At 59.5% G+C, this 25,396-nt stretch carries 27 protein-coding genes; 16 read left to right on the top strand and 11 right to left on the bottom strand.

Going from position 1 to position 25,396, the window contains the following annotated elements; translation table 11 throughout:
• Window positions 1-32: 32 nt before the first annotated feature.
• Window positions 33-1,256 (top strand): argininosuccinate synthase, encoded by a 1,224-nt coding sequence (locus O9X91_RS07460; RefSeq protein ID WP_142912964.1) that lies wholly within the window; start codon window positions 33-35, stop codon window positions 1,254-1,256.
• 54 nt (window positions 1,257-1,310) lie between these two features.
• On the opposite strand, the gene O9X91_RS07455 is transcribed toward O9X91_RS07460, so the two are convergent.
• Window positions 1,311-2,507 carry a multidrug effflux MFS transporter gene (locus tag O9X91_RS07455; protein ID WP_173990264.1) on the bottom strand — a complete coding sequence of 399 codons (1,197 nt, stop codon included), beginning with the start codon at window positions 2,505-2,507 and terminating at the stop codon, window positions 1,311-1,313.
• Between the two features lie 5 nt (window positions 2,508-2,512).
• Window positions 2,513-2,971 carry a MarR family winged helix-turn-helix transcriptional regulator gene (locus O9X91_RS07450; protein ID WP_077985491.1) on the bottom strand — a complete coding sequence of 153 codons (459 nt, stop codon included), beginning with the start codon at window positions 2,969-2,971 and terminating at the stop codon, window positions 2,513-2,515.
• A gap of 263 nt (window positions 2,972-3,234) precedes the next feature.
• Here O9X91_RS07450 and O9X91_RS07445 point away from each other — a divergent pair, with 263 nt between their 5' ends.
• The 4 genes from O9X91_RS07445 (at window position 3,235) to ppa (ending at window position 8,688) form a co-directional block, all read left to right on the top strand.
• Window positions 3,235-5,295: a M3 family metallopeptidase gene (locus O9X91_RS07445; protein ID WP_142912965.1), complete on the top strand. Its 2,061-nt coding sequence runs from the start codon at window positions 3,235-3,237 to the stop codon at window positions 5,293-5,295.
• 149 nt (window positions 5,296-5,444) lie between these two features.
• A complete protein-coding gene (typA, locus tag O9X91_RS07440) occupies window positions 5,445-7,268 on the top strand; it encodes a translational GTPase TypA (RefSeq protein WP_077985492.1) in 1,824 nt (607 codons plus the stop codon).
• Window positions 7,269-7,478: 210 nt separating this feature from the next.
• Complete coding sequence (locus O9X91_RS07435) at window positions 7,479-7,985, top strand: GNAT family N-acetyltransferase (RefSeq protein WP_077985493.1); 507 nt, start codon at window positions 7,479-7,481, stop codon at window positions 7,983-7,985.
• Window positions 7,986-8,154: 169 nt separating this feature from the next.
• Window positions 8,155-8,688 (top strand): inorganic diphosphatase, encoded by a 534-nt coding sequence (gene ppa, locus O9X91_RS07430; protein WP_003523485.1) that lies wholly within the window; start codon window positions 8,155-8,157, stop codon window positions 8,686-8,688.
• Window positions 8,689-8,694: 6 nt separating this feature from the next.
• On the opposite strand, the gene O9X91_RS07425 is transcribed toward ppa, so the two are convergent.
• Window positions 8,695-9,000, bottom strand: coding sequence for a DUF167 domain-containing protein (locus O9X91_RS07425; RefSeq protein WP_162520505.1), 306 nt, complete (start codon window positions 8,998-9,000; stop codon window positions 8,695-8,697).
• Window positions 8,997-9,287, bottom strand: coding sequence for a YggT family protein (locus O9X91_RS07420; RefSeq protein WP_003523487.1), 291 nt, complete (start codon window positions 9,285-9,287; stop codon window positions 8,997-8,999). Before O9X91_RS07420 ends, O9X91_RS07425 begins: the two co-directional genes overlap by 4 nt.
• 244 nt (window positions 9,288-9,531) lie before the next feature.
• Between O9X91_RS07420 and O9X91_RS07415 the strand changes: the two genes are divergently transcribed.
• Window positions 9,532-10,764, top strand: a complete 1,233-nt coding sequence (locus O9X91_RS07415; protein WP_077985588.1) for an MFS transporter — start codon at window positions 9,532-9,534, stop codon at window positions 10,762-10,764.
• Window positions 10,765-10,842: 78 nt separating this feature from the next.
• Here the strand turns inward: O9X91_RS07415 and O9X91_RS07410 are convergent, their stop codons facing one another.
• From O9X91_RS07410 to hemC, 6 genes are all read right to left on the bottom strand, one after another.
• A complete protein-coding gene (locus O9X91_RS07410; protein WP_142912967.1) occupies window positions 10,843-11,574 on the bottom strand; it encodes a glutamine amidotransferase in 732 nt (243 codons plus the stop codon).
• Window positions 11,564-12,052: a tellurite resistance TerB family protein gene (locus O9X91_RS07405; protein WP_142912968.1), complete on the bottom strand. Its 489-nt coding sequence runs from the start codon at window positions 12,050-12,052 to the stop codon at window positions 11,564-11,566. Before O9X91_RS07405 ends, O9X91_RS07410 begins: the two co-directional genes overlap by 11 nt.
• Before the next feature lie 14 nt (window positions 12,053-12,066).
• Complete coding sequence (locus O9X91_RS07400) at window positions 12,067-13,683, bottom strand: heme biosynthesis protein HemY (protein WP_142912969.1); 1,617 nt, start codon at window positions 13,681-13,683, stop codon at window positions 12,067-12,069.
• Between the two features lie 4 nt (window positions 13,684-13,687).
• Window positions 13,688-15,133 carry a COG4223 family protein gene (locus O9X91_RS07395; RefSeq protein ID WP_142912970.1) on the bottom strand — a complete coding sequence of 482 codons (1,446 nt, stop codon included), beginning with the start codon at window positions 15,131-15,133 and terminating at the stop codon, window positions 13,688-13,690.
• 73 nt (window positions 15,134-15,206) lie between these two features.
• Window positions 15,207-15,947, bottom strand: coding sequence for a uroporphyrinogen-III synthase (locus tag O9X91_RS07390; protein WP_142912971.1), 741 nt, complete (start codon window positions 15,945-15,947; stop codon window positions 15,207-15,209).
• Between the two features lie 4 nt (window positions 15,948-15,951).
• Window positions 15,952-16,881, bottom strand: coding sequence for a hydroxymethylbilane synthase (gene hemC, locus O9X91_RS07385; RefSeq protein ID WP_142912972.1), 930 nt, complete (start codon window positions 16,879-16,881; stop codon window positions 15,952-15,954).
• A 73-nt stretch (window positions 16,882-16,954) separates the two neighbouring features.
• Here hemC and tsaD point away from each other — a divergent pair, with 73 nt between their 5' ends.
• From tsaD to O9X91_RS07360, 5 genes are all read left to right on the top strand, one after another.
• The gene (tsaD, locus tag O9X91_RS07380) at window positions 16,955-18,052 is read left to right on the top strand and encodes a tRNA (adenosine(37)-N6)-threonylcarbamoyltransferase complex transferase subunit TsaD (RefSeq protein WP_077985501.1); all 1,098 of its coding nucleotides are present in this window, start codon (window positions 16,955-16,957) and stop codon (window positions 18,050-18,052) included.
• Window positions 18,052-19,035, top strand: coding sequence for an NAD(P)H-dependent glycerol-3-phosphate dehydrogenase (locus tag O9X91_RS07375; protein ID WP_077985502.1), 984 nt, complete (start codon window positions 18,052-18,054; stop codon window positions 19,033-19,035). The genes tsaD and O9X91_RS07375 overlap by 1 nt, the downstream gene beginning before the upstream one ends.
• Window positions 19,036-19,121: 86 nt before the next feature.
• On the top strand, window positions 19,122-19,415 hold the full coding sequence (locus tag O9X91_RS07370; protein WP_052818748.1) for a YciI-like protein: 294 nt from the start codon (window positions 19,122-19,124) through the stop codon (window positions 19,413-19,415).
• A gap of 6 nt (window positions 19,416-19,421) precedes the next feature.
• On the top strand, window positions 19,422-19,865 hold the full coding sequence (locus tag O9X91_RS07365; RefSeq protein ID WP_003492407.1) for an EVE domain-containing protein: 444 nt from the start codon (window positions 19,422-19,424) through the stop codon (window positions 19,863-19,865).
• Window positions 19,866-19,872: 7 nt separating this feature from the next.
• Window positions 19,873-20,517 carry a class I SAM-dependent methyltransferase gene (locus O9X91_RS07360; protein WP_077985503.1) on the top strand — a complete coding sequence of 215 codons (645 nt, stop codon included), beginning with the start codon at window positions 19,873-19,875 and terminating at the stop codon, window positions 20,515-20,517.
• Here the strand turns inward: O9X91_RS07360 and O9X91_RS07355 are convergent, their stop codons facing one another.
• A complete protein-coding gene (locus tag O9X91_RS07355; protein WP_162520518.1) occupies window positions 20,518-20,886 on the bottom strand; it encodes a hypothetical protein in 369 nt (122 codons plus the stop codon).
• 305 nt (window positions 20,887-21,191) lie between these two features.
• On the opposite strand from O9X91_RS07355, the gene sdhC reads away from it, so the two are divergent.
• From sdhC to O9X91_RS07330, 5 genes are all read left to right on the top strand, one after another.
• A complete protein-coding gene (gene sdhC / locus O9X91_RS07350; protein WP_077985505.1) occupies window positions 21,192-21,584 on the top strand; it encodes a succinate dehydrogenase, cytochrome b556 subunit in 393 nt (130 codons plus the stop codon).
• An 11-nt stretch (window positions 21,585-21,595) separates the two neighbouring features.
• On the top strand, window positions 21,596-21,976 hold the full coding sequence (gene sdhD / locus O9X91_RS07345) for a succinate dehydrogenase, hydrophobic membrane anchor protein (RefSeq protein WP_077985506.1): 381 nt from the start codon (window positions 21,596-21,598) through the stop codon (window positions 21,974-21,976).
• 7 nt (window positions 21,977-21,983) lie between these two features.
• Window positions 21,984-23,825 carry a succinate dehydrogenase flavoprotein subunit gene (sdhA, locus tag O9X91_RS07340; protein WP_142912974.1) on the top strand — a complete coding sequence of 614 codons (1,842 nt, stop codon included), beginning with the start codon at window positions 21,984-21,986 and terminating at the stop codon, window positions 23,823-23,825.
• A gap of 15 nt (window positions 23,826-23,840) precedes the next feature.
• Window positions 23,841-24,620 (top strand): succinate dehydrogenase iron-sulfur subunit, encoded by a 780-nt coding sequence (locus tag O9X91_RS07335; protein WP_004443810.1) that lies wholly within the window; start codon window positions 23,841-23,843, stop codon window positions 24,618-24,620.
• A 205-nt stretch (window positions 24,621-24,825) separates the two neighbouring features.
• Window positions 24,826-25,368, top strand: coding sequence for a protease inhibitor Inh/omp19 family protein (locus O9X91_RS07330; RefSeq protein WP_142912975.1), 543 nt, complete (start codon window positions 24,826-24,828; stop codon window positions 25,366-25,368).
• Window positions 25,369-25,396 lie beyond the last annotated feature (28 nt).

The raw sequence follows: 25,396 nt of genomic DNA, 5'->3' as shown, positions 1-25,396 counted from the left end.
CCAATGCCGTCATCATGCAGATGGACATCACTATGGCACTTCCGAAAGACGTTAAGAAAGTCGTTCTCGCCTATTCCGGCGGTCTCGACACCTCGATCATCCTGAAATGGCTTCAGACGGAACTCGGCGCGGAGGTGGTGACCTTCACCGCCGATCTCGGCCAGGGCGAAGAACTCGAGCCGGCGCGCAAGAAGGCCGAGATGCTGGGCATCAAGGAAATCTTCATTGAGGACGTCCGCGAAGAGTTCGTACGGGATTTCGTGTTTCCGATGTTCCGCGCAAACGCGGTTTATGAAGGCGTCTATCTGCTCGGCACCTCCATTGCCCGTCCGCTGATCTCCAAGCACCTGATCGAAATCGCAAGGAAGACCGGCGCCGACGCCATCGCACATGGCGCCACCGGCAAGGGCAACGATCAGGTCCGTTTCGAGCTGTCGGCCTATGCGCTGAATCCGGATATCAAGATCATCGCTCCCTGGCGCGACTGGTCGTTCAAGAGCCGTACGGACCTCCTGAACTTCGCTGAGCAGCATCAAATTCCGGTTGCCAAGGATAAAAAGGGCGAGGCGCCTTTCTCGGTGGACGCCAACCTGCTGCACTCCTCTTCCGAGGGCAAGGTTCTGGAAGACCCGGCGCAGGAAGCGCCGGAATATGTGCATATGCGCACCATCTCCCCGGAAGCCGCGCCCGATAAGGCAACCGTCATCAAGGTTGGTTTCCGCAAGGGCGATGCCTGCTCCATCAACGGCGTTGAAATGTCGCCGGCGACGCTTCTTGCCACGCTCAACAATTACGGCCGTGAAAACGGCATCGGTCGTCTCGATCTGGTCGAGAACCGTTTCGTCGGCATGAAGTCGCGCGGCGTTTACGAGACGCCCGGCGGCACCATCCTGCTTGCCGCGCATCGCGCCATCGAATCCATCACGCTTGACCGGGGTGCGGCCCACCTCAAGGACGAGTTGATGCCGCGTTACGCCGAGCTGATCTATTACGGTTTCTGGTTCTCGCCGGAGCGAGAAATGCTGCAGGCCCTGATCGACAGGAGCCAGGAGCATGTGGAAGGCGAAGTGACGCTGAAGCTCTACAAGGGCAATGTCATGGTGACCGGCCGCGAGAGCGCCAAGTCGCTCTATTCCGACACGCTGGTGACCTTCGAGGACGACCATGGCGCCTATGACCAGAAGGACGCTGCAGGCTTCATCAAGCTTAACGCATTGCGTCTTCGCACACTCGCAAAGCGCAATATCAGCAAGTAATTCTGCTGAAATGGAAATAATGAAACCCGCTGGCGACGCCGTCGGCGGGTTTTTTCATGTCTTTCGTATGGAGACGATGCGGAAGCCGATGTAGCTGGCGATTGCGGTGAACTCCATCACGGGGATGATGATGCCGAAGCCGGTCAACGGCGAACCGATGAGTGAGGCTGCAGCACCGCCCGCAAAACCAGATCCCATCTGAATGAAACCCATCATTGCCGATGCCGAGCCGGCAATATGCGGGAAAGGGGCGAGGGCCGCCGTCACCATGGATGGCGTCAGCAAGGCGATGCCGACCGTTGCGACCGCCACAGGTCCCATGATCGAAAGAAAGGATGGCGGTATCAGGAACACCGACAGCAGGATAAGGAGGCCGCCTATTCCCGAAAAACAGAGGCCAAGGACGACCGAACGGCGGTCACCAAGCCTCGGTGCGATATAACGCAGGGCGATTGAGCCGAAGAAATAGGCGCCGGTCTGCATCAGCATGCCGATGCCGAAGGCGGTGGGTGTCATGCCGACTTTGTCGATGAGGATGAAGGTCAGCATGGTCGCCTGCGCATAAAGCGCGCCGATGGAACCCCCGAGTACCAGTGCAGCGAGAAGAAAACGCGGCTCGGTGAGCAATGTCCCATAGGCCGACAGGAGCCGACGCGGGCGGATCAGGTTCTTGTCCGGGATTGTCGTCTCGCGCAGGAAAACCACGACGGTGAAGATGGCGATGGCCCCGAGGCCGGCCATGAGGAAAAATACCGATTGCCACCCGAAAGCCGCAAGCGAAAGTCCGCCTATGGTCGGGCCCATGGCTGGGCCAACGGCCAGCATGATGCCAATAAGGTTCATGATGCTGGAGGCTTCCGAGCCGGTAAATTGATCGCGCACGACGGCGCGCGCCACCGTCATGCCGACGGAGGCGCCAATACCCTGAACAAGCCGGGCGAAGAGCAGCACCTCGATTGTTGGGGCGAAGATCGCCAGCAGCCCCCCGCCCAGAAAGATGGACAGGAAAACGAGACTCGCCTTTCGCCGCCCGAAGGCATCGGATGCCGGGCCGGCCAGCAGTTGCGCCATGGCGAAACCGGCGAAGTAAAGCGACAGGCTGAGTTTCACGGCGGATTCCGTGGTGGAGAAAACCCGCGTCAGTTCCGGCATGGCGGGTGTGTAGATGGCCATGGAAATCGGTGCCAGCGCCGTCAGCAACGCACCGAGCATGGCCGTGCGCTTTCTGGACATGACCGTTTCTGGCGACATTGCGATCAGCAGCCCTGGCTCGACTGTTCCGGCTGGAGATTGTTGCGGAGAGTCTGCAGGAAGCTGCGGAAAAGCGCGACCTCCTCGTCATTCAGGCCCTGTGTGGCGTGACGGACGAGTTCATCGATTTCCTGGCGCACGGCTTCCAGCATCTCGGCTGCGTTTTTTGTCATCACTATACGCTTGGAGCGCCTGTCCTGCGGGTCCTGTTGGCGTTCGATGAGATCGAGAGATTGCAGCTTGTCGAGATAGGCGCAGATCGTCATGGGCTCGATGCCGAGCCGGGCGGCGATATCCGATTGTTTGCTGCCATCAACGACGGCGACCGTCAGCAGGGCGCGTGCTTCGCCGGGTGTCAGGCCCAGTCCGGCTTCAGCAATTCGGCGCTCGAAAGCACTGTTCAGCAGGCGTGCGCCACTGTTCAGTAAAAATGCCAATGAGTCTTTTTCGCGTTTAGTGCCCATGTTTCGCCTTTTCGTAAGTCAGACTTACTAAAATCCGGGCGATAATCAATGGTGCACAAGTCATATTGTGGAAAATCGGGTAAAGTATGCGTCAGTTCGGTTTCTGGATGATCTGCAATATAGTCGCCGATTGTTACGCTGAAGCAAAAAAGACCGGACTTTCCATATTTTTTCACGCGGCCTGACATCTCCGCCGGGCATATTGAATTGCCGGTGGAGGCGTGCCCATATGAGCTTAACCGGAATTGTACAAGGAAGATGAAATGCCATCCAAGACCGCGCTTTATCCCGCACTCGTTGACTGGAACGGCCATAATGGTCTGCCGAAATTCGATGCGGTCAGGGATGAGGATTTCGCTCCGGCCTTCGATGCCGCCCTTCTGTCCCACGAACACGAAATCGATGCGATTGCCGGCAATTCTGAGGCCCCGAGCTTCGAAAACACGGTGACCGCGCTCGAAATCGCAGGCGACGATCTTTCGCGCATTTCGGCGCTGTTCTGGAACAGGGCAGGCGCCAATACCAATGGCGTGATCCAGGCGCTGGAGCGGGAGATCGCGCCGAAACTGTCGCGGCACTATTCGAAGATCGGCATGAACGAGGCCCTGTTCAAGCGGATCGACACTTTGTGGGAAAAGCACGAGGCGCTGGGGCTGACGGGTGAGGAGAGCCGTGTTCTTGAGCGGCACTGGAAGAGTTTCGTGCGCTCCGGCGCCAAGCTGCCGAAGGACCGGCAGGAACGGCTGGCGGCGATCAATGAGGAACTTGCCGGTCTCGGTGCGAGATTCGGGCAGAATGTGCTGGCGGATGAAAAGAACTGGAAGCTCCTGCTTTCCACGGAAGAGGAACTTACCGGCATTCCCGATTTTCTGCGAGACGCGATGGCGGGTGCTGCCCGTGAGCATGGCGAGGACGGCAAATTTGCCGTTACCCTTTCCCGATCCATCATCGAGCCTTTCCTGACCTTTTCCGAGCGCCGCGATCTGCGCGAGCAGGCCTTCAGGGCGTGGGTGGCGCGTGGCGAGAATGGCGGCGGGACCGACAATCGCGAGATCGTCCGCCGCACGCTCGAATTGCGCGAGGAGAAGGCAAAGCTTCTCGGTTACGCAAATTTCGCCGCCTACAAGCTCGATGATACGATGGCGAAGACGCCGGATGCCGTGAACGGTCTTCTGGGGCAGGTCTGGGAAAAGGCCGTGCGCCGTGCGGGCGAGGAGGAGGCCGAACTGGCCGCCATCATCGCTAAGGAGGGAAGGAATCACGAGGTGCTGCCCTGGGACTGGCGGCATTATGCCGAAAAGCTCCGGGCACGGAAATTCAGCTTCTCCGAGGCTGAATTGAAGCCCTATCTGCAGCTCGAAAAGATCATCGAAGCGTGCTTCGATGTGGCCGGGCGGCTGTTCGGGATTCGGGCGGTCGAAATCAAAGGCGTCGCGGCCTATCACCCGGATGTGCGGGTTTTCGAAATCAGCGATGAAAAGGGCGGTCTGAAGGCCATGTTCCTCGGCGATTATTTCGCCCGTCCCTCCAAGCGGTCCGGCGCATGGATGAGCTCCTTCCAGTCGCAGCATAAGCTGCCCCTCAAGAACGGCACGGTCGGAGAAATACCGATCATCTACAATGTCTGCAATTTCGCCAAACCGGCCGAGGGCAAACCCGCGCTGCTTTCGCTCGACGATGCGCGCACTCTGTTCCATGAATTCGGCCACGCATTGCATGGCATGTTGTCGAATGTCACTTACCCTTCCGTTTCCGGAACCGGTGTCTCGCGCGATTTCGTTGAATTGCCGTCGCAGCTTTACGAACATTGGCTGACGGTGCCGGAAATTCTCGAAAAATACGCCCTGCATTATGAAACAGGCGCGCCGATGCCGAGGGCGCTACTGGACAAGGTTTTGGCTGCGCAGACCTTCAATGCCGGTTTCAGCACGGTGGAATTCACCTCGTCGGCGATTGTCGACATGGCGTTTCATACCCGCGACAACGTCGGTGACCCGATGGCCGTGCAGGGTGAGGTCCTTTCCGCGCTCAACATGCCGAAATCCATCGTCATGCGCCATGCGACGCCGCATTTCCAGCATGTGTTTTCCGGCGACGGTTATTCCGCCGGATACTATTCCTACATGTGGTCGGAAGTGCTGGACGCCGACGCCTTTTCGGCATTCGAGGAAACCGGCAATGCCTTTGATAGCGAGATGGCGCGACGGCTGAAGGATAACATCTATTCCGTTGGCGGCTCGATCGATCCGGAGGAGGCCTATCTTGCCTTCCGCGGCAAGATGCCGAGCCCGGACGCCATGCTTTTAAAGCGCGGTCTCCTATAAGAGACTGTCATATTTCTGAGTTAGAAGCTGAGCGCAGGGGGCTTATGACATGAGCCCCCTTTCGCATTTGCAAAAAAAAGGTTATGAGCGCGCCAAACTAAATTGGCGTTTCTCATCAATATAGCGCCCAACCTCAGAGATTTTAAACAATGGCACTTCGCAACATCGCGATCATCGCGCACGTTGACCATGGAAAAACGACGCTTGTTGACGAGCTTCTGAAGCAATCCGGTTCGTTCCGTGAAAACCAGCGCGTGATGGAGCGCGTGATGGATTCCAACGACATTGAAAAAGAGCGCGGCATCACCATTCTCGCCAAGGCGACCTCGATCGAGTGGAAAGATACCCGTATCAACATCGTAGACACCCCCGGTCACGCCGACTTCGGCGGTGAAGTCGAGCGTATCCTGTCGATGGTGGATGGCGCCATCGTTCTGGTCGATGCTGCCGAAGGCCCCATGCCGCAGACCAAATTCGTGGTCGGCAAGGCGCTGAAGGTCGGTCTTCGCCCGATCGTCGCGATCAACAAGATCGACCGTCCGGACGCCCGCCATGAGGAAGTCGTCAACGAAGTGTTCGACCTTTTCGCGGCGCTCGACGCCACCGACGAACAGCTCGATTTCCCGATCCTTTACGGTTCCGGCCGCTCCGGCTGGATGAACGTCAATCCGGAAGGCCCGACCGACGAAGGTCTCGCGCCGCTGCTGGATCTCGTCGTCAAGCACGTTCCGGAGCCCAAGGTCGAAGAGGGGCCGTTCCGCATGATCGGCACGATCCTCGAGGCTAACAATTTCCTCGGCCGCATCATCACCGGCCGCATCGCCTCCGGTTCGATCAAGCCGAACCAGGCCGTCAAGGTTCTGGGCCAGGACGGCAAGCTGATTGAAAACGGCCGTATCTCGAAAATTCTCGCTTTCCGCGGTATCGAGCGCACCGCGATCGAAGAAGCCCATGCGGGCGACATCGTCGCCATTGCCGGCCTCTCCAAGGGCACCGTCGCCGATACCTTCTGCGATCCTGCCGTCATGGAGCCGATGCAGGCGCAGCCGATCGATCCGCCGACGGTTACCATGTCCTTCATCGTCAACGATTCGCCGCTCGCCGGCACCGAAGGTGACAAGGTCACGAGCCGCGTCATTCGCGACCGCCTGTTCAAGGAAGCCGAAGGCAACGTTGCGCTGAAGATCGAAGAATCCGCCGATAAGGATTCGTTCTTCGTCTCCGGTCGCGGTGAATTGCAGCTGGCGGTTCTGATCGAAAACATGCGCCGCGAAGGCTTCGAACTTGCCGTTTCGCGTCCGCGGGTTGTCATGCACAAGGATGAAAACGGCCAGCTTATGGAGCCGGTCGAAGAAGTCGTCATCGACGTTGATGAAGAACATTCCGGTGTCGTTGTTCAGAAGATGTCCGAGCGCAAGGCCGAGATGGTTGAGCTTCGTCCATCGGGCGGCAATCGTGTCCGCCTGGTCTTCTTCGCGCCGACCCGCGGCCTTATCGGTTATCAGTCTGAACTTTTGACCGACACGCGCGGCACGGCCGTGATGAACCGTCTGTTCCACGACTACCAGCCTTACAAGGGCGAAATCGGCGGCCGCGTCAACGGCGTTCTGCTGTCGAACGAATCCGGCGAAGCAGTCGCCTATGCCCTGTTCAACCTTGAAGATCGCGGCCCGATGATCATCGATGCCGGCGAGAAGGTTTATGCGGGCATGATCATCGGCATTCATAGCCGTGACAACGACCTCGACGTGAACGTGCTGAAGGGCAAGAAGCTCACCAACATCCGCGCCGCTGGCAAGGATGAGGCGGTGAAGCTCACGCCACCGATCAAGTTCACGCTGGAGCGTGCGCTGTCCTGGATTCAGGATGACGAACTCGTCGAAGTTACGCCGAAGTCGATCCGTCTTCGCAAGCTCTACCTCGACCCGAACGACCGCAAGCGTTTCGAAAAGGCAAAGCTTGCAGCCAGCTGATCGGCTTGATCCATGCTTTCGAAAAACCCGGCTTTGGCCGGGTTTTTTTATGCGTTCGTTTTTATGTGCGTATGAGTCGAAAGGCGCTTTGCCAAAGGTTAAGGATGCGTTAATTTTTCAGGGTCGTCCACATGAATAGGCTGTGGGTAAGCTTGCCGGCGTTAACCTTTATGACTGGTAAGTTTCCGTGGCCGGGGCCAGAATCGCGTTATGAAAACGTTATCCATCGATGTTCGCCGTGCTGAACCGCATGACGCGCGCGCCATCTCCGAGGCGCACCGTCTGTCGTGGCAACAGGCCTATGCAGGGCTTATCCCGCATCGGCCGTTGATGCAGATGCTGGAGCGCCGTGGCGAAATCTGGTGGAAGAAGGCGACCAGAGGCTCCGCAACCATGCTGGTGGTGGAGGTGGCCGGTGTGGTTGCCGGATATGCGACACTGGGCCTCAGCCGGGCACGCGGGCTGCCGCAAGACGGCGAGATATACGAACTTTATCTCCGACCGGAATATCAGGGCATCGGGCTTGGCTCGCTGCTGTTTACGGAAGCGCGCAGATTGCTGACCTCGCTTGGCTGCAACGGCATCGTTGTTTGGTGCCTTGAAGACAGCGATGTGGCCAACCGCTTTTTCCGCTCTCACGGCGGCCGCGATATTGCCGAAGGCATGGAAGACTTTGACGGCAAGTCGCTTCGCAAAGTCGGTTTCGTCTGGAATTGACAAATAATGCCCCGGTGATTTGGGCCGGGGTTCATTCTCGCGGACGGCCATGCGCCATTGCGATAGCCTCAAATCCCGCATTCTGCCTTATCCGCCCAAAGCCATGTTGCAATGCGGCGACTTTCCCAGTATCGAAAACCAAATCCAACCCGTCGAATGAGGGAAGCGAATGCGTATCGATGCAATTTCCGTAGGCAAGAATCCGCCGGATGACGTGAATGTCATCGTTGAAGTGCCGGTCGGCGGACATCCGATCAAGTACGAGATGGACAAGGATGCCGGTGCGCTGATCGTCGATCGCTTCCTCTACACGCCGATGACCTATCCGGGTAACTATGGCTTCGTACCGCACACCCTGTCCGACGACGGCGATCCGATCGACGTTCTCATCTGCAATACCCGTCCGCTGGTTCCAGGCTGCGTCATCAATGTCCGCCCCATCGGCGTGATGATCATGGAAGATGACGGCGGTAAGGACGAAAAGATTCTCGCCGTGCCGGTTCCGAAGCTGACACGCCGTTACGACAAGGTCCACAATTACACCGACCTGCCGGAAATTACGCTGAAGCAGATCGAGCACTTTTTCGAGCACTACAAGGATCTGGAGCCCGGAAAGTGGGTGAAGATGGGCGGCTGGCAGGATGTTGATGTTGCCAAGAAGCTGATCGTTGAAGCCATTGAGCGTTACAAGGCGCAGGGCTGATCTGCCTTAAAGCTTTTTAAATAGCTCTTCGAAATCCTCCGGGTCGGTATCGATCCGGAGGATTTTTTTACGCGCTGTTTCGCCTGAAACGAAGCTGATGGAAGATTTCGGCAGGCCGAGTTTTTTTGCCAGGAAGACAATCAGGGCCTTGTTGGCCTTGCCGCCTTCCGGCACGGCGCTGACACGGGCCTTGAGATGCGTGTTTCCTTCCGCATCCTTTTCCACGCCGTCGATGGCGTCCCGCCCGCCATTCGGTGTGAGGCGGACGGTCAGGCGGACATGATCACCGTGCTTCTGCCAGCAGCCGCTCAAGCGACCATCGGGTAAAGCGTGTTCCACATGAAGGAGCGGATGAAGAAGATGATCAGGAGCACGATGATCGGCGAAATGTCGATGCCGCCGAGATTGGGCAGAATGCGGCGGATGGGTCGCAGAACCGGTTCCGTGACATTGAACAGAAAGCTGCCGATGGCGTTCACGAACTGGTTGCGGGAATTGATGACGTTGAAGGCGTAAAGCCAGGAAAAAATAGCGCTGGCGATCAGCACCCACGTATAGAGGTTCAAGGCCAGATCGATGGTCTGAAACAGGGCAAGCATCAATATCTCCGTATCTTGGTTGCAAGACATTTAGACATTCGCTGGTGAACCGGCAAGTCTTGCCCCTGATCGTAATGAACTTTGGCCTCATCGACCGGCGATCATGGCAGTCCGGCTTGTGGCCTTGCAGCGGGAATTCGCACAAAACCGCCTGCACTTTTCGTCATCCATCGATGAGGGCTGGCGATTCCTGCCATATCGCTCTATTGCAAAGCTCTCCTATTGTCTCGCGAGCACCCAGCCGATGTCCCTCCCTTCCGCCGATAATCGCTTTGGCGCATTCCGGCATAGTTCCTATCGCCGTTTTTTCAGCGCCCGGTTTTTTTCGGCCTTCGCCATCCAGATCGTCAGCGTCTCTGTCGGCTGGCAGATGTATGAGGTTACCGGCAACGCCTTTTATCTCGGCCTGATCGGTCTTTTCCAATTTCTGCCGTCGCTGCTTCTGATCCTCGTCACGGGAACGGTCGCCGACCGGCACAATCGCCGGCGCATCATGGCCATATGCCTGCTGATCGCGGCGCTCTGCGCTGCGGCGCTTCTTAGCCTCACGCTGATGCACAGCTTTTCGCCCTGGCCGGTCTTCGCCATTCTCGTCGTCTTCGGCATAGAGCGGGCCTTCATGGGGCCGGCGGTGCAGTCGCTGGCACCCAATCTCGTGCCGGTCGAGGATTTGCCGAATGCTATCGCATGGAATTCGTCTTCATGGCAGATGGCGTCGATTCTTGGCCCTGTCGCCGGTGGTCTGCTTTATGGTCTCGGGGCCTCCGTCGCCTATAGCGTAGCGCTCGTGCTTTTCATTGTTTCCGCGGCGCTTGCAGTAGCAATCCGTAAGCCGGAACAACGCGGCCCGGCAAAAGCCATCAGCCTCGAAACCATGCTGGCCGGGTTCAAATTCATCTCCCAGGAAAAAGTCGTCCTTGGCGCGATCTCGCTTGATCTTTTCGCGGTGTTGCTCGGCGGTGCTGTTGCGTTGATGCCGATTTTTGCCAAGGAAGTGCTGACGCTCGGCCCATGGGGCCTTGGGCTTCTGCGTGCCGCGCCTGGCATCGGGGCCATCACCGTTGCGGTCATTCTGGCCTTCAAACCCATTCGTCACCACGCCGGCCTGCTGATGTTTACCGGCGTCGGCCTCTTCGGCATCTCCACTGTGGTTTTCGGACTGTCGCAGACCGCGTGGCTGTCCATCGCCGCGCTGGTGGTCATGGGCGCATCGGACATGGTGTCGGTTTATGTGCGCGAGACCCTGATTGCGCTCTGGACACCGGACGAGGTACGCGGGCGTGTGAATGCGGTTAATATGGTCTTTGTCGGCGCATCGAACGAGCTGGGCGAGTTTCGTGCCGGCACCATGGCTCATGTCGTCGGAGCGGTGCCCGCAGTCGTCATCGGCGGGGCGGGTACGCTTGCTGTGGCGGTCATCTGGGCGCTCGGTTTTTCCAAGCTGCGCAAGATCGACAATCTGGATGCGCCGCACTGATGGCGATGGGGCTTAGATCGTTTTGTTTTTACGCATTTTCCGAACGTAAAACCGCTAAGCACTTTTACTGGAAATGCTCTAGCGCTGCGCCTTGCCTTCAAAAACCAGATCGAGAAAATTGCCGAGCCATGCCCTGAGAGGCGTGTCGAACAGCATGCGGCCTTCCAAATGCTGGCTGCCCACCTGTGCATTGGGCATGCCGAACCTCTGGGCGCCGCGCACCACCCAACTATGCATCATGGCGCGGGTCAGTTCGGCGTGAAACTGCAAGCCCCAGGCATTTTTTCCATAGCGATAGGCCTGATTGGGGTAGGTCTCGCCCGAGGCCAGAAGTTCGGCTCCGCGCGGCAGCTCGAACCCTTCCTTGTGGAAATGATAGACCATCTTCGGCCAATGCGGCATCAAAAGCCGCCCATGTTCGGTGGCATGAAGCGGATACCAGCCGATTTCGACCTTACCGTCCCTGTCGGCCTCCACCTTGCCGCCCAGATGTTTGGATAGCATCTGCGCGCCGAGACAGATGCCGAGAAAGGGCTTGTTTTCCTTAAGCGGCACCTTCAGCCAGTCGATCTCGGCTTTGACGTAGTCATGAGAATCGTTGGCGCTCATCGGGCCACCGAAGATGATGGCGCCCGCGTGTTTCTCCAGCGTCTGCGGCAGGTCATCGCCGAGTGCGGGTCGCCTTATATCCAGACGATACCCTTTTTCCACCAGCATCTGGCCGACACGGCCGGGGGTAGAACGTTCCTGATGCAGGACGATGAGCAGCGATGGTTGTTTTTCCTGTTGCCTGGAAGGGTCAAACAGCATCGTCTTCGTTTTCGCTTTCTTCAGCGGGCCCGGACCTCGTGGCGGCCTGCTGACGTTGCAGAACCCTGTCGCGCACGGATACACCGAGCAGATCGGCTACCCGCCAGATCACATGGTCTTCCATTTCGCTTCGTTCGCCGTCAGCGTAAACAATATCCCATAATATTCCAATAAGCTCCACGCGTTGATCTTCGTCGAGATGGCGGCGTATATCGGCGGTGAAGCGGTAATAATCGACGGCCTCCTTGCCCGCCTCCTGGCCGGCGGTGAGAAGGGCATCCAGTTTGCCGCCATCGAGATGGTAATATTCATGCAGAATCTCGCGCAGGCGGTCACGCTCGCTTTTCGAGACGGTGCCATCCGCTTCCATCACCTGGAAAGAGAGGGCGGCCACCGCAACCCTCAGATCGTCCGGGCTGAAATCACCCACATTCGGGCCGACGAGGTTTTGAATAAACGATTGTATTTGCTGGAACATCGATAGCCTGTTGGTCAGAAGAGTTTGAGCCGCGTCTTGGGTTCGGCTTCCGCGCCTGATTTCTTGACGCCCGGATCATCCGGCGCGCCGCCGAAAAACGGCACGGCCTCCGCCTTCCCATTCGATGCATCGGTTTCCACCGGCGCCTCAATTGTAACAGGCTTTTTCTCCTTTGGGACCGATACGGCCGGTTTGACCTCAATCGGCGCGGCCGGGATCGGTTTCGGTTCGGCGCGTGTCTCCGGCGCTGCTTCTGCAATGATTGTCTTCGCAGCCGGTTCGGCCCTTGCCGGTGCTGCGGCAATCGCATTTTCGATCGTGAGATCCTCGACGGGGCCTTCGAGTTGCCCGAAAGGTGCTTTCCATTCGAAGGCATCGAGACGGCCGCTAACGGGCGACACCGGCAGCCATTTTTCCGAAACAATACCATCGGCAACCCAGGCGGGGTCACGCGGCGCGCGCAGCGCCTGTGCCATCCAGTAGCGTACCCGGCCCTGATCACCGGTTTCGGCTTCCTCGATGTCGGCCATCAGCAGGAAGATGCTTTCGCGTGGCTCAATCCGCGCGGCAGCCTCGGCCTTGGCCCGCGCCTTGGCGAATTCCTTGGCGTCGAGCGCTGCCTGTGCCACCGCGAACAGGGATTCGATATTGTTGGGCTTCAGGCTTTCCAGCCGCTCAGCCCGTTTCAGCCGGTCGATGGCGGTATCGCCGCTGCGGGCGCGGACATAAAGTTCGGCGAGTTGCGGATGCGGATCGTGTTTCCAGACGGGTTCGAGAACCGTGGCCGCCTTGCGCAGATTGTCCTCGCGCAGATAGGATTTTGCTGCGATCAGCGCTGCCGGAACGAGGCTCTTGGCAAGCTTGAGCGCGTGTTTGGCATCCTCGCGGGCACCCACGGGGTCGCTTTCCAGCTTTTCGCCGGCCTTGGCGGTGAGAAGCACCGCTTTCAGCCGTTCCGCCTCGCCGCGTTCGATGACACTGGCCGCCCTCTGTTGGTCGAGCAGGCGTATGGCATCGTCCCATTGTCCGTTGCGACAACGATTTTCCAGCGTCGCCTGTGCTGCCCAGGGCAAATAGGGCGCCTTTTCCGCTGCATCCTCGGCATATTGCTGGGCGGCTTCGTAGGCGCCCTGACGGCGCGCCTCGATATAAAGGCCCCGAAGGCCAAGTTCGCGGGTTTCGGGATCGCGCGCCATGGCTTCGAATTTGCGCCGCGCCGCGTCATATTTTCCTTCGATGAGATCGGCCTGAGCGTCGAGCAGGTGGATCAGTGGCTCTTGATCGGCGCTGAGCAACCCCTGTGTTCGTGCCGTCATCTTCCGGGCAAGGAGGGCATTGCCGGCGCCGGCGGCAATGAGACCGGTGGATAGCGCCTGATAACCACGGTCGCGCTTGCGGGCGCGGAAATAACGACGCGCGGCATTGGGCGAGGTCCAGATGGCGTTGACGACCCACCAGACCAGCATAACGGCGGCGACCAGCGCCGCAATTATGGAGGCCGCGACCATCAGGCTCATTTCGATCAGCTGGCCTTGCCAGACGATGGATAGCACGCCCGGCCTGTCCGCCAGCCAGGAAAAACCGAAGCCGAGAGCCAGAACGATAACGGCGAAAGTCAGAATTCTGGTCATGCCCTTACCCCTGCCTGCCGGTGCTGGTGATGGCGCGGTTCAACGTGCCGCCGACCAGATTTTCGACCTCGATGCGCGCATCCAGCGATTTCTTGTAATCGGCCGATGCCGTCTTGGCGGCATCGGGAAGCCCGTTCCATTCAAGCGCCGCGCCTTGCAGATCGCCGTTGCGCAGCTTGTTTTCCATGCGCGCAATCTGGGCTTCGGGGGTCTCGCCCTCGATATTTCCGACGGGGCGCACCTTCACCAGCGAAAAGGCGCTTTCCGTCAGGCGTTCCATAATGCCCTGATTGGGGTCAGGCTGGTTGATGGCCGACAGCATCGCATTGGCGACATCGGGGAATTTCTGCATCAACTCGGAACGCGATGGTACGCCGGTTGCGGCGAAGGATTGCAGCGATGCGATGGCCGGATCATCAGGCGTGACCTTCGATAGCGTGTCGAGTTCGGTGAGGAACGGCCCACCGCGATCGATCGCGGCCTTCAGCGCGGCGGAAGCAATGGCGCGGGCGACTTCGATATCGTCGCGCGGTTCATTGATCTTGGCTTCCGCATCCGCAAGACGGCGTGTCAGTTCCGCCGTCGCCGATGCCTGCGCGGATCGCTCCGACTGGAGGGTGGATTCCAGCGCGGCGATTTTTTCCGACAGTCCATCGATTTGTGGGGTCTCACCCTTTGCGCCCTCGAGGGTTGCGATGCGCTGTTCCAGCGCCGAGGTATCGGCGGCAGGCGCATTGGCAAGCTGCTGCCGTAAGCTGCTCAGATCGGTTTTCAATGCGGCGATTTCCTCGCTTCCCGCCTGGCCTGCATTAAAGGAGGGCAGGATGCCGGCATATTGCATGCTGCCTGCGGCGGTAAGCGCCACAAGGCCGCCGACGATACCCGCCGCGATGAGGCCGGAGGTCGCCGCCTGTTTGCGCTCCACCTGATGTGGTGTGGAGGGCTTTGCCGGTCCTGAGGAAGAGGTTGCCGTCGATGGTTTTGCGGCGCCGTCGCTGCTGGATGCGCTGGAGGACGCTGTAGAGCCGAAGGCCGGCTTCGCCGCAGCCGCCGCAGCGGCGCTCGTGTCAGTGGCGCCCGTCGACGGTTTTGTATCGGCTTTCGGCGGAACAGGGGCCGTCGAGACAGGCTCTTTCTGTTTGCCCGCAGCGCTTTCAGCCTTGGGCGCCGTGGCCCCGGATTCAGCTTTGCCGATATTGGGTTCGGGCTCGATAGGGGATTTCTTGGGCTGGTCCCAGACGGGGGCGGGGTTACCCGTTGCGGCTGCTTGCGACTTTGCGGCCGAAACTCCAGGCGCTGCTGTAGCCTCCGGTGTTTTGTCACCGGGCTTTTCGTCCGTCTTCGCAGCGTCCACGTCGGCGGAAATTGCTTTCACGTCTTTGGCGTCCAGGTCGATGGTGACCGGTTCGGCTTTGGACTTGGAGTGGCGTGGCGGCTTTCCCGATACCATGACAACCTCATTTCTGCCTGCAGTAATCTAAACCTAGTCAGTGACGGCGGCAAAGGAAAGAGGCGAGCTCGAATTAGGTTCCAGAGTTATGGCGCAGAAGTTCAAACATTGCCGCCTCGCTCGGCTCGCTGGCGGCCTTGGCGTTTGCGCGGAAGATTTGAGGAACGAGAGACAGCACGTTGTGGCTGATGCAGATGATTTGTGTCGTTGCCAGCGCCGCCACGTATTTTTGCGTCGATACATGATGAAAAAAGGCCCGCGCTGCTTCCGATGAATAGAGCAGGACCACATCGGCAGCGCTTTCGACAAACGCCGTCCCAAGCATTGTCTGCGGAATGCCGGAGGGCAGCATCTCGTAACAATCTACCGTTCTGAAGGGAATGCCAGCGGCGGCAAGGCCCTTCTCGAAGGTGGCGCCACGGGGCCTGCCGGCGAGATAAAGCAGCGGTGCTTCTTCGGAAAACAGAACCTGGTGCTCAGCTACCAGTGCGGTCAGACTGGCGGCGTCGCCGGAGGCGGTGAAAATCTGTTCGAAGCCGGTTTTTTCCGCCGCTTCCGCCGTTGCTCCGCCGACGGCGAAAAGCGGTTTTGACAGATAGGGAGCCAGCCCGTCCCGGGATGTTTCCAGCGCCCGCAGCGCCTCGGCGCTGGTCACCGCGATGGCCGCCAGCGGGGCGGATAGCGCCGAGACGGCGCGTTCCCCATGGTGGACAGGATAAAACAGCGGAAGAAGCACCGGCTCATGGCCAAGTGCTTCAAGCTTTGCGGCCGTCCTTTCGCCCGAACGCTGCGGCCGGGTGACGACGATCCGCATCGCCTCAGCTCCAGCCTTCGAAGAAATTGCTGCCGGCCTTGGCGCGCACATCTTCGCCGGCCTGCCGGCCGAGCGTTGCCGCATCGCGGCGGTTGCCGGAGATTTCGATGCCGTGGCTCGTCTGGCCATCGGGGGTGAGGATCAGGCCGGAAAAATGCAAGTCGTCGCCGTCGCAGGTGGCGTAGCCGGCAATCGGCGTGCGACAGGAACCATCGAGTGCTGCCAGAAAGGCGCGCTCGCAGGTCACGGCATCATGAGTGGGCCTGTCGTTTATGGGAGCGAGCAGTTTGTCCATGCGCGTATCGCCGATGCGGCTTTCCACGCCGATTGCGCCCTGGGCAGGAGCCGGAGGGAATTCCTTCGGGTCGAGAATTTCCGTCGGCACATTGTCCTTGCCGAGCCGCTTCAGGCCGGCAAAAGCAAGAAGTGTGGCATCCGCCTGGCCTTCTTCGAGCTTGCGCAGACGCGTATCGACCAGACCGCGGAAAACGATGACGCTGAGATCCGGACGCAGGCGGCGGATGAGTGCCTGACGGCGCAGAGATGCGGAGCCGACAACGGCGCCCTGTGGCAGCTCCAGCAACTTCGGTGCGGTGCGACCGATGAAGGCGTCGCGTATGTCTTCGCGCGGCAGGAAAGCGGACAGATAGAGGCCTTCGGGCAGAACGGTCGGCATGTCCTTGGAGGAATGCACGGCCATATCGAGTTCGCCTGATAGAAGCTGGTTTTCCAGCTCCTCTGTGAAGAGGCCTTTTCCACCGATCTCCGACAAAGCGCGGTCGGTTATCCGGTCGCCTTTGGTGGACAGCACGACGATTTCGAACATTTCTTCCGGCAGGCCATGCGCCGCCATCAGCCGGTTGCGCGTCTCGTAAGCCTGCGCGAGCGCCAGCGGGCTGCCGCGCGTGCCGATTCGGAAAGGTTTTGTTTGCATCCGCGTCTATCCATTGTTACCGGAGTTGTCTTAGACCAACTCAGCGCATGATCGCAATGAACGAACAGATTTGATGGCCCCCTTTCTTCGTATTCTTGGCATAGAGACAAGCTGTGACGAAACCGCTGCATCCATTGTGGTTCGGCATGCGGACGGGCGTGGTGAGATCGTCTCCGACGTCGTTTTGTCGCAGCTGGAGGAACACAGCGCTTATGGCGGTGTGGTGCCTGAAATTGCCGCCCGCGCCCATGTCGAAGCGCTGGATACGCTGGTGGAAGAGGCGCTGGAGCAGGCGGGCGTCACTCTTGCCGATGTCGACGCCATTGCCGCCACATCCGGCCCCGGCCTCATCGGTGGCCTGCTGGTGGGGCTGATGACCGGCAAGGCTATCGCCAAGGCGGCCGGCAAACCGCTTTACGCCATCAATCATCTGGAAGGCCACGCGCTGACGGCGCGGCTGACCGATGGTCTGTCGTTCCCGTATCTGATGTTGCTGGTGTCCGGCGGCCACACCCAGCTGGTGCTGGTGCGTGGCGTGGATGACTACGAGCGCTGGGGAACCACCATTGATGACGCTTTGGGGGAAGCCTTCGACAAGACCGCGAAACTTCTGGGCCTGCCCTATCCTGGCGGGCCTGCCGTAGAGAAAGCGGCGGCAAAGGGTGACCCGGACCGTTTTCCGCTTCCGCGCCCGATGGTGGGAGAGACACGGCTCGATTTTTCCTTCTCGGGCTTGAAGACAGCGGTGCGGCAGGCCGCGACCGCCATCGCGCCGCTTTCGAAGCAGGATATTGCCGATATCTGCGCCTCCTTCCAGAAAGCGGTGTCGCGCACCCTGAAGGACCGTATCGGCCGTGGCCTTGCCCGTTTCAGCCAGGAGTTTCCGCAGCTGGAGACGACACCTGCGTTGGTCGTCGCCGGCGGCGTTGCGGCCAATCAGGAAATCCGCCAGACGCTGCAGTCGCTTTGCGATACCCATGGCTTCCGTTTCGTTGCGCCGCCGCACCGGCTTTGCACGGATAATGCGGCGATGATCGCCTGGGCGGGACTGGAGCGCATGGCGGATGGCCGTGACCCCGATCCGCTCGAAATCCCGCCGCGCTCGCGCTGGCCGCTGGACGGCAACGCGGAGACACTGATCGGATTCGGTAAAAGGGGAGCCAAGGCCTGATGCAGCGGGAAAAAATCGTCGTTATCGGCGCCGGCGCCTTCGGAACAGCGCTTGCCGTCGTTATTGCGTTGGAAAACCGGCATGACGTCACCTTGCTTGGCCGTGATCCATCGCTGATGGCCGATCTGGAGGTTGATCGTGTTCACGAGGCGGCTCTGCCGGGTGTCGATCTGCCGGACGCGCTTGAATTTTCGGCCGAGCCGGATGTGCTGGCTGGCGCCAATATCGTGCTCTTCGCCATGCCCTCACAGGCTCATGCGGATGCGGCCCGTCATTACGGTCCTTATCTGGCTAATGACTCTATCGTCGTCACCTGCGCCAAGGGCATCGACCGCAGCTCCGGCCGACTGCTGACGGAACTTCTGGAAGCGGAATTGCCGCATCATCCGATTGCGGTTCTCTCCGGTCCGGGATTCGCGGCGGATATTGCGCGCGGCTTGCCGACGGCCATGGCGATTGCGGCGGAAGACCCGGAGGTTGCCGAGCGGCTTGCGACCACGATTTCCGGCAGGACCTTCCGGCTTTATGCCTCGACCGACCGCATCGGCGTGCAGCTGGGCGGGGCGCTGAAGAATGTTCTCGCCATTGCCGCCGGCATTGTTGAAGGCGCTGGCCTTGGTGATTCCGCCCGCGCGGCGCTGATCTCGCGTGGGCTTGCCGAAATGTCGCGGCTCATCGTCGCCATGGGCGGCAAGGCGGACACGGTGCGCGGTCTCTCGGGCCTCGGCGATCTGGTGCTGACCGCCACCAGCCACCAGTCGCGCAACCTGCGTTTCGGCATCGCGCTTGGCCGGGGCGAGGGCAAGGACATGTCCGGCGGGCTGGTGGAAGGCGCCTTCGCTGCTGCCGTCGCCGCCCGGCTCGGGGAAAGTCACGCTGTCGACATGCCGGTTACCGAAGCGGTGGCCGCTATCATTGACGGCAATCTGGATGTGGCGAGCGCCATGCAACAATTGATGACACGGCCGATCACCACCGAGTGAGGTGGGCGGTCAAATGATGTTTTACGCATGTCCTGATCCCGAAACCGCTGACGCTTCGGGGGACATGCTCCAGCAAGGAGACGACAATGCTGTTTGCCTTTATCTGCAAGGACAAGCCGGGCCATCTTAACGTGCGCATGGAAACGCGCCCGGCCCATCTGGAACATCTGAACAAACTCAATGCAGAAGGCACGCTGAAGATCGCCGGTCCGTTTCTGGATGCCGAAGGCAAGCCGAATGGCAGCCTCGTGATCGTGGAAGCTGCCGATATCGATGCGGCCAAGGCCCTTGCCGACGCCGATCCCTATGCCAAGGCCGGCCTGTTCGAAAGTGTCGATGTGAAGCCCTATAACTGGGTCTTCAACAATCCGGGGGCGTGATCGGATATGGCGAATTATTGGCTTTACAAGTCCGAGCCGTTCAAATGGTCCTGGGAAATGCAGAAGGCCAAGGGTGAGGCCGGTGAAGAATGGACCGGCGTGCGCAATTATCAGGCGCGCAACAATATGCGCGCCATGAAGATTGGCGACAAGGGTTTCTTCTATCACTCCAATGAGGGGCTGGATGTCGTCGGCATTGTCGAAGTCTGTGCATTGTCGCATCCGGACTCGACTGCTGAAGGTGATCTGAAGTGGGATTGCGTCGATATCCGTGCCGTCTGCGATATGCCGCAACCGGTTTCGCTGAAGGATGTGAAGGCCAACCCGAAGCTGGAAAAGATGTCTCTCGTCACCTCCATGCGGCTTTCCGTGCAGCCGGTGACGGAGGAGGAGTATCTCGAGGTTTGTCGCATGGGTGGCCTCGCCAATCCGCCTAAGTCACCGGACTGATGCTTCGGTGAGGACCGATCCCCAACGCTTCATTCTCGACAACACAGGCATTATGCATCCGCCGCATGTGCCGGAATTGCGTCTTCATCTTGCCACGGAGGCTCATGAGCTGTGGCTGAAGACGGAGGAAGAGCTGCAAGAGATCGGCTTGCCGCCACCGTTTTGGGCCTTCGCCTGGGCTGGCGGGCAGGGGCTTGCTCGTTATGTTCTCGATCATCCTGAGAGTGTTTGCGGCAAGTATGTGCTGGATTTCGCCAGTGGCTCCGGGCTGGTTGCCATCGCGGCGGCGAAGGCCGGCGCAGCCAAGGTTCTGGCAGCCGATATCGATCCGTGGACAGAAACGGCCATTCGGTTGAATGCTGCACTCAATGGCGTGGATATCGGCTTTACGGGGTTAGACCTAGTCGGCAAGCCGGTCGAGGCCGATGTCCTGTTGGCGGGCGATGTGTTCTACGACCGCGACTTTGCCGATCTTCTCGTGCCGTGGTTTCTGGCGCTGACGGCGAAGGGTGTGAGCGTCCTCGTCGGCGATCCGGGGCGGGCCTATCTGCCCAAAGAGCGCCTTCGCGCCGAGGCGACCTATCAGGTGCCGGTGACGCGGGCGCTGGAAGACAGCGAAGTGAAGAAGACCACGGTGTGGCGTTTTATCTGATCAGGGCCTGATGATGCAGACGCCATGCTCATACGCGCAGACATCGTCGGCGTTTTCGGCATGGACAGAGATGATTGTCGCCCTGGGGGCCAGTTGAATGCCCGTTTTATCGGCTGCACCTCTTCGTGAAAATCCGCTGTTGATCGCGAAATAGTTGCCGTTCCCGCGCACCCGCAGGGCTGCTATGCCGCCGACATAGGTGCCGCCGGGAAGGGTTGATGGCAACCCATCGGTGGAGAAGCTTACATCGGATTGATGATGCCGATATTGGTGGCGGCCATAAAAATCCTCTGCCGCCGCCGGTGGCACGGAGGCGAAAATTGCGCCAGCGACCGTCATGGTCAGGGCGGCGATTCGACGCTGTAACATGAGCCTCATGCTCCGGTTTTTGAGGTTAACCAATCGTAAATTACACCTTTTCTGAATTACGTAAAGGTAAATATTTCGAGGGCGTAAATCCTGGAAACGCTCGATTTTTTATTTTGACGCAAAAAAATTCCAAAAAAAATCGTGAACCAATCGATTAAATTCGAATCGGCCGTGAAATGTGCTTGTGGTGACGCTGCCATGTGATTAAACGTCGCGGTTGGTGCAATGCACATTCTTTCGTCATGTGCTGTTGCTTGGGGGCGTCCTTATCTGATGGGCGCACGGGAAAACGCCGCGAGGTTCTGATGGCGAATGCGACTAATAACCGGCCTCTGTCGCCGCATCTTCAAATTTACAAGCCGATTCCGACGATGGTTGCATCCATCGTGCACCGCATCACCGGCGGCGCGCTTTATTTCGGAACGCTTCTGGTTGCCTGGTGGCTGATCGCGCTTGCCTCGGGTCCTGCCTATTACGACTGGGTCAACTGGGCGATGGGCACCATCATCGGCAGGCTCATCCTGATCGGTTACACCTGGGCTCTGGTTCACCACATGCTGGGTGGTCTTCGCCACTTCATGTGGGATCTGGGTCATGGCTTTGAAAAGCACTTTACCACCAAGCTGGCAAAGGCCTCGTGGGTCGTGTCGATCTGTCTGACCGCGCTGATCTGGGTCATTGCCCTGATCGTGCGCTGAGGAGATTTTTCATGGATATGCGTACACCTCTCGGAAAGGTTCGCGGTCTCGGCTCTGCCAAGGAAGGTACGGACCATTTCTTGCGCCAGCGCGTCACTGCGGTCGCCAACGTTCCGCTGCTGATCTTCTTCGTGATCTTCCTGATCAAATATGCCGGCGCGCCCTATCCGGAAGTCGCCGCCGCGCTGTCGAACCCGCTCGTTGCGGTCATCATGGCTCTGGTGCTGGTCTCCGGCCTCATCCACATGAAGCTCGGCATGCAAGTCATCATCGAAGACTACGTTCACGCCGAAGTTTCGAAGCTCGTTCTTCTGATGCTGAATACATTTTTCGCGATCCTCATCGGTGGCCTTTCGATCTTCGCCATCCTGAAAATCGCATTCGTAGGATAAGTTCGCCATGGCTTCGATCAGTTCACCTTCCCAGAATGGCAAGGCCTATACCTATGTCGATCACTCCTATGACGTGATCGTGGTGGGCGCCGGCGGCGCCGGTCTGCGCGCCACGCTCGGCATGGCCGAGCAGGGTTTCAAGACCGCCTGCATCACCAAGGTTTTTCCAACGCGCTCCCATACCGTCGCAGCGCAGGGCGGCATCGCCGCATCGCTCACCAACATGACGCCCGACTGTTGGCAGTGGCACCTTTACGATACCGTGAAGGGCTCCGACTGGCTGGGTGACGTCGACGCCATGCAATATCTCGCCATGGAAGCGCCGAAGGCGGTCTATGAGCTGGAGCATTACGGCGTGCCTTTCTCGCGTAACGAAGAAGGCAAGATCTACCAGCGTCCGTTCGGCGGTCATATGCAGAATTACGGCGAAGGCCCGCCGGTGCAGCGCACCTGTGCCGCCGCCGACCGTACCGGCCACGCCATCCTGCACACGCTTTATGGCCAGTCGCTGCGCAACAATGCGGAATTCTTCATCGAATATTTCGCTCTCGACCTCATCATGTCGGCAGACGGCCGTTGCACCGGCGTCGTTGCCTGGAACCTTGATGACGGTACGATCCATCGCTTCTCCGCCAAGATGGTGGTGCTGGCGACCGGCGGTTACGGTCGCGCCTATTTCTCGGCGACCTCTGCCCACACCTGCACCGGCGACGGCGGCGGCATGATCGCCCGCGCCGGCCTGCCTCTCCAGGACATGGAATTCGTGCAGTTCCACCCGACCGGCATTTACGGCGCAGGCTGCCTCATCACCGAAGGCGCGCGCGGCGAAGGCGGTTATCTCGTCAACTCCGAAGGCGAGCGCTTCATGGAGCGTTATGCTCCTTCGGCGAAGGACCTTGCCTCGCGTGACGTTGTCTCCCGCTGCATGACCATGGAAATCCGTGAAGGCCGCGGCGTCGGCAAGAACAAGGATCACATCTTCCTGCATCTCGATCACCTCGATCCGGCGATCCTGCATGAGCGTCTTCCGGGCATTTCCGAAAGCGCCAAGATCTTTGCCGGCGTTGACGTTACTCGCGAGCCTATCCCGGTTCTGCCGACGGTTCACTACAATATGGGCGGCATTCCGACCAACTATTGGGGTGAAGTGCTGAATGCCGATGCCAGCAACCCGGAACGCATCGCACCCGGCCTGATGGCTGTGGGCGAAGCTGGTTGCGCCTCGGTTCACGGCGCGAACCGCCTCGGCTCCAACTCGCTGATCGACCTCGTGGTCTTCGGTCGTGCTGCCGCTATTCGCGCCGCCCAGGTCATCGATCGCGATGGGCCGGTTCCGGCTCTCGACACAGCGGCCTGCGACAAGATCATGGAACGCTTCGACAGCCTGCGTTACGCCAATGGCTCGACGCCGACGGCGGTGCTGCGTGACAAAATGCAGCGCGCCATGCAGGACGACGCCGCCGTGTTCCGCACGCAGGAATCGCTGGAAAGCGGTTGCCAGCGCCTGTCGGCCATCTGGAAGGAGCTGCCGGATGTCAAGGTCACCGACCGTTCGATGGTCTGGAACTCCGATCTGGTCGAGACGCTCGAGCTGCACAACCTGATGGCCAATGCCATCACGACGGTTTACGGTGCGGAAGCGCGCAAGGAGAGCCGTGGTTCGCACGCCCGCGAGGATTTCGTCGACGGTCCGTTCGGCGGTCGCGACGACGTGAACTGGCGCAAGCATACGCTTGCTTGGGTCAGCGCCGAAGGCGACGTGAAGCTCGATTATCGCCCGGTTCACACCGACCTCATCGCCGACGGCATCGATCCGAAAAAGATCGAGCCGAAGGCGCGCGTCTACTGATTTGAGGAACTGGATATGGTTGAACTCGCTCTCCCCAAAAATTCCCAGATCAACGAAGGCAAGGTCTGGCCGAAGCCGGATGGTGCCAAGAATGTGCGCGAATACCGCGTCTATCGCTGGAACCCGGATGATGGCCAGAACCCGCGCATCGACACTTTCTATATCGACGTCGATGATTGCGGACCGATGGTTCTCGATGCGCTTCTCTACATCAAGAACAATATCGATCCGACGCTGACGTTACGTCGCTCCTGCCGCGAAGGTATCTGCGGTTCCTGCGCGATGAACATCGACGGCACCAATACGCTCGCCTGTACCAAGGGCATGGACGAGATCAACGGGACGGTGAAGGTCTATCCGCTGCCGCATATGCCCGTGGTGAAGGACCTGGTTCCCGATCTCTCGAACTTTTATGCGCAGCACCGCTCCATCGAGCCCTGGCTGAAGACAGTCTCGCCGACACCCGCCAAGGAGTGGAAGCAGAGCCATGAGGATCGCCTGAAGCTGGACGGTCTTTATGAGTGCATTCTCTGCGCCTGCTGCTCCACCTCCTGTCCCAGCTACTGGTGGAATGGCGACCGTTATCTCGGTCCGGCCGTTCTGCTACAGGCCTATCGCTGGCTGATCGACAGCCGCGACGAGGCAACCGGCGAGCGTCTCGACAATCTCGAGGATCCGTTCCGCCTTTACCGCTGCCACACCATCATGAACTGCGCGCAGGCTTGCCCCAAGGGCTTGAACCCGGCCAAGGCGATTGCGGAAATCAAGAAGATGATGGTCGAGCGCCGCGTTTGAAGGCGATTCGCTGACGACGGAAACCCTATCGGGCCACGGTCTCGACCGTGGCCCTTTTTACAACCCGGCACGGGAAAATTCGGTAAAAATCGACCGAAATGGTAATTATCCCGGCCATCGCTTGCGCAAGATAAGGCTTTGGTAATAATTCAGCCTTCTTGTTTGATCACTGTCTTTCCGGAAGCGAGAGAATCGGGAGCTTGATATGCAATTCAGATATGTGGTGACGGGCCTTGCGGTTGTGATGAGCCTTGCCGGTTGCCAACGTACCTCCTACGATTACAACAATAATGGCAGCAACAATCCCGGTTATACGCCGCCGTTGCAGGCACAGCCGGTGCCGTCGGTCCAGTCCGGCGCCTTGCCGCCGCCTGGTGGCGCTTCCGGCAGCCAGTTCCCATCGGCGCCTGCATCCGCAGCACCTGGCGGCGTGAATGTCGCTTCTGCAGCGCCCCCGGCAACGGCCCTCGACGTTACCAAGGAATCCATGGTCGGCAACTGGCGCGTTTCCAACGGCGGTGCCAATTGCGACATGTTCCTGACACTCACCAATCTCGGCGCCGGCTCCCGTGGCGGCACGCGCGGTTGTGCGGGCGAGCTGACGGCAATGGGTTCCTGGGAAGTCTCCGGCAAGATGGTCCTCTTCAAGGACCGCGCCGGCAATACGATCGGCCGTGTCTACAAAAGCGCCGATGCGCGCTTTGACGGCACGACCAATAGCGGCCAGCCGCTCAGCCTCAGCCGATGAGCATTTCCGGTGCAGCCGGATTGCCTTC

This window comes from Agrobacterium salinitolerans, assembly GCF_027498475.1.
Lineage (GTDB): Bacteria > Pseudomonadota > Alphaproteobacteria > Rhizobiales > Rhizobiaceae > Agrobacterium > Agrobacterium salinitolerans.
Note: the sequence above shows the minus strand (reverse complement) of the source record. Positions and strands in the feature narration are given on the sequence as shown.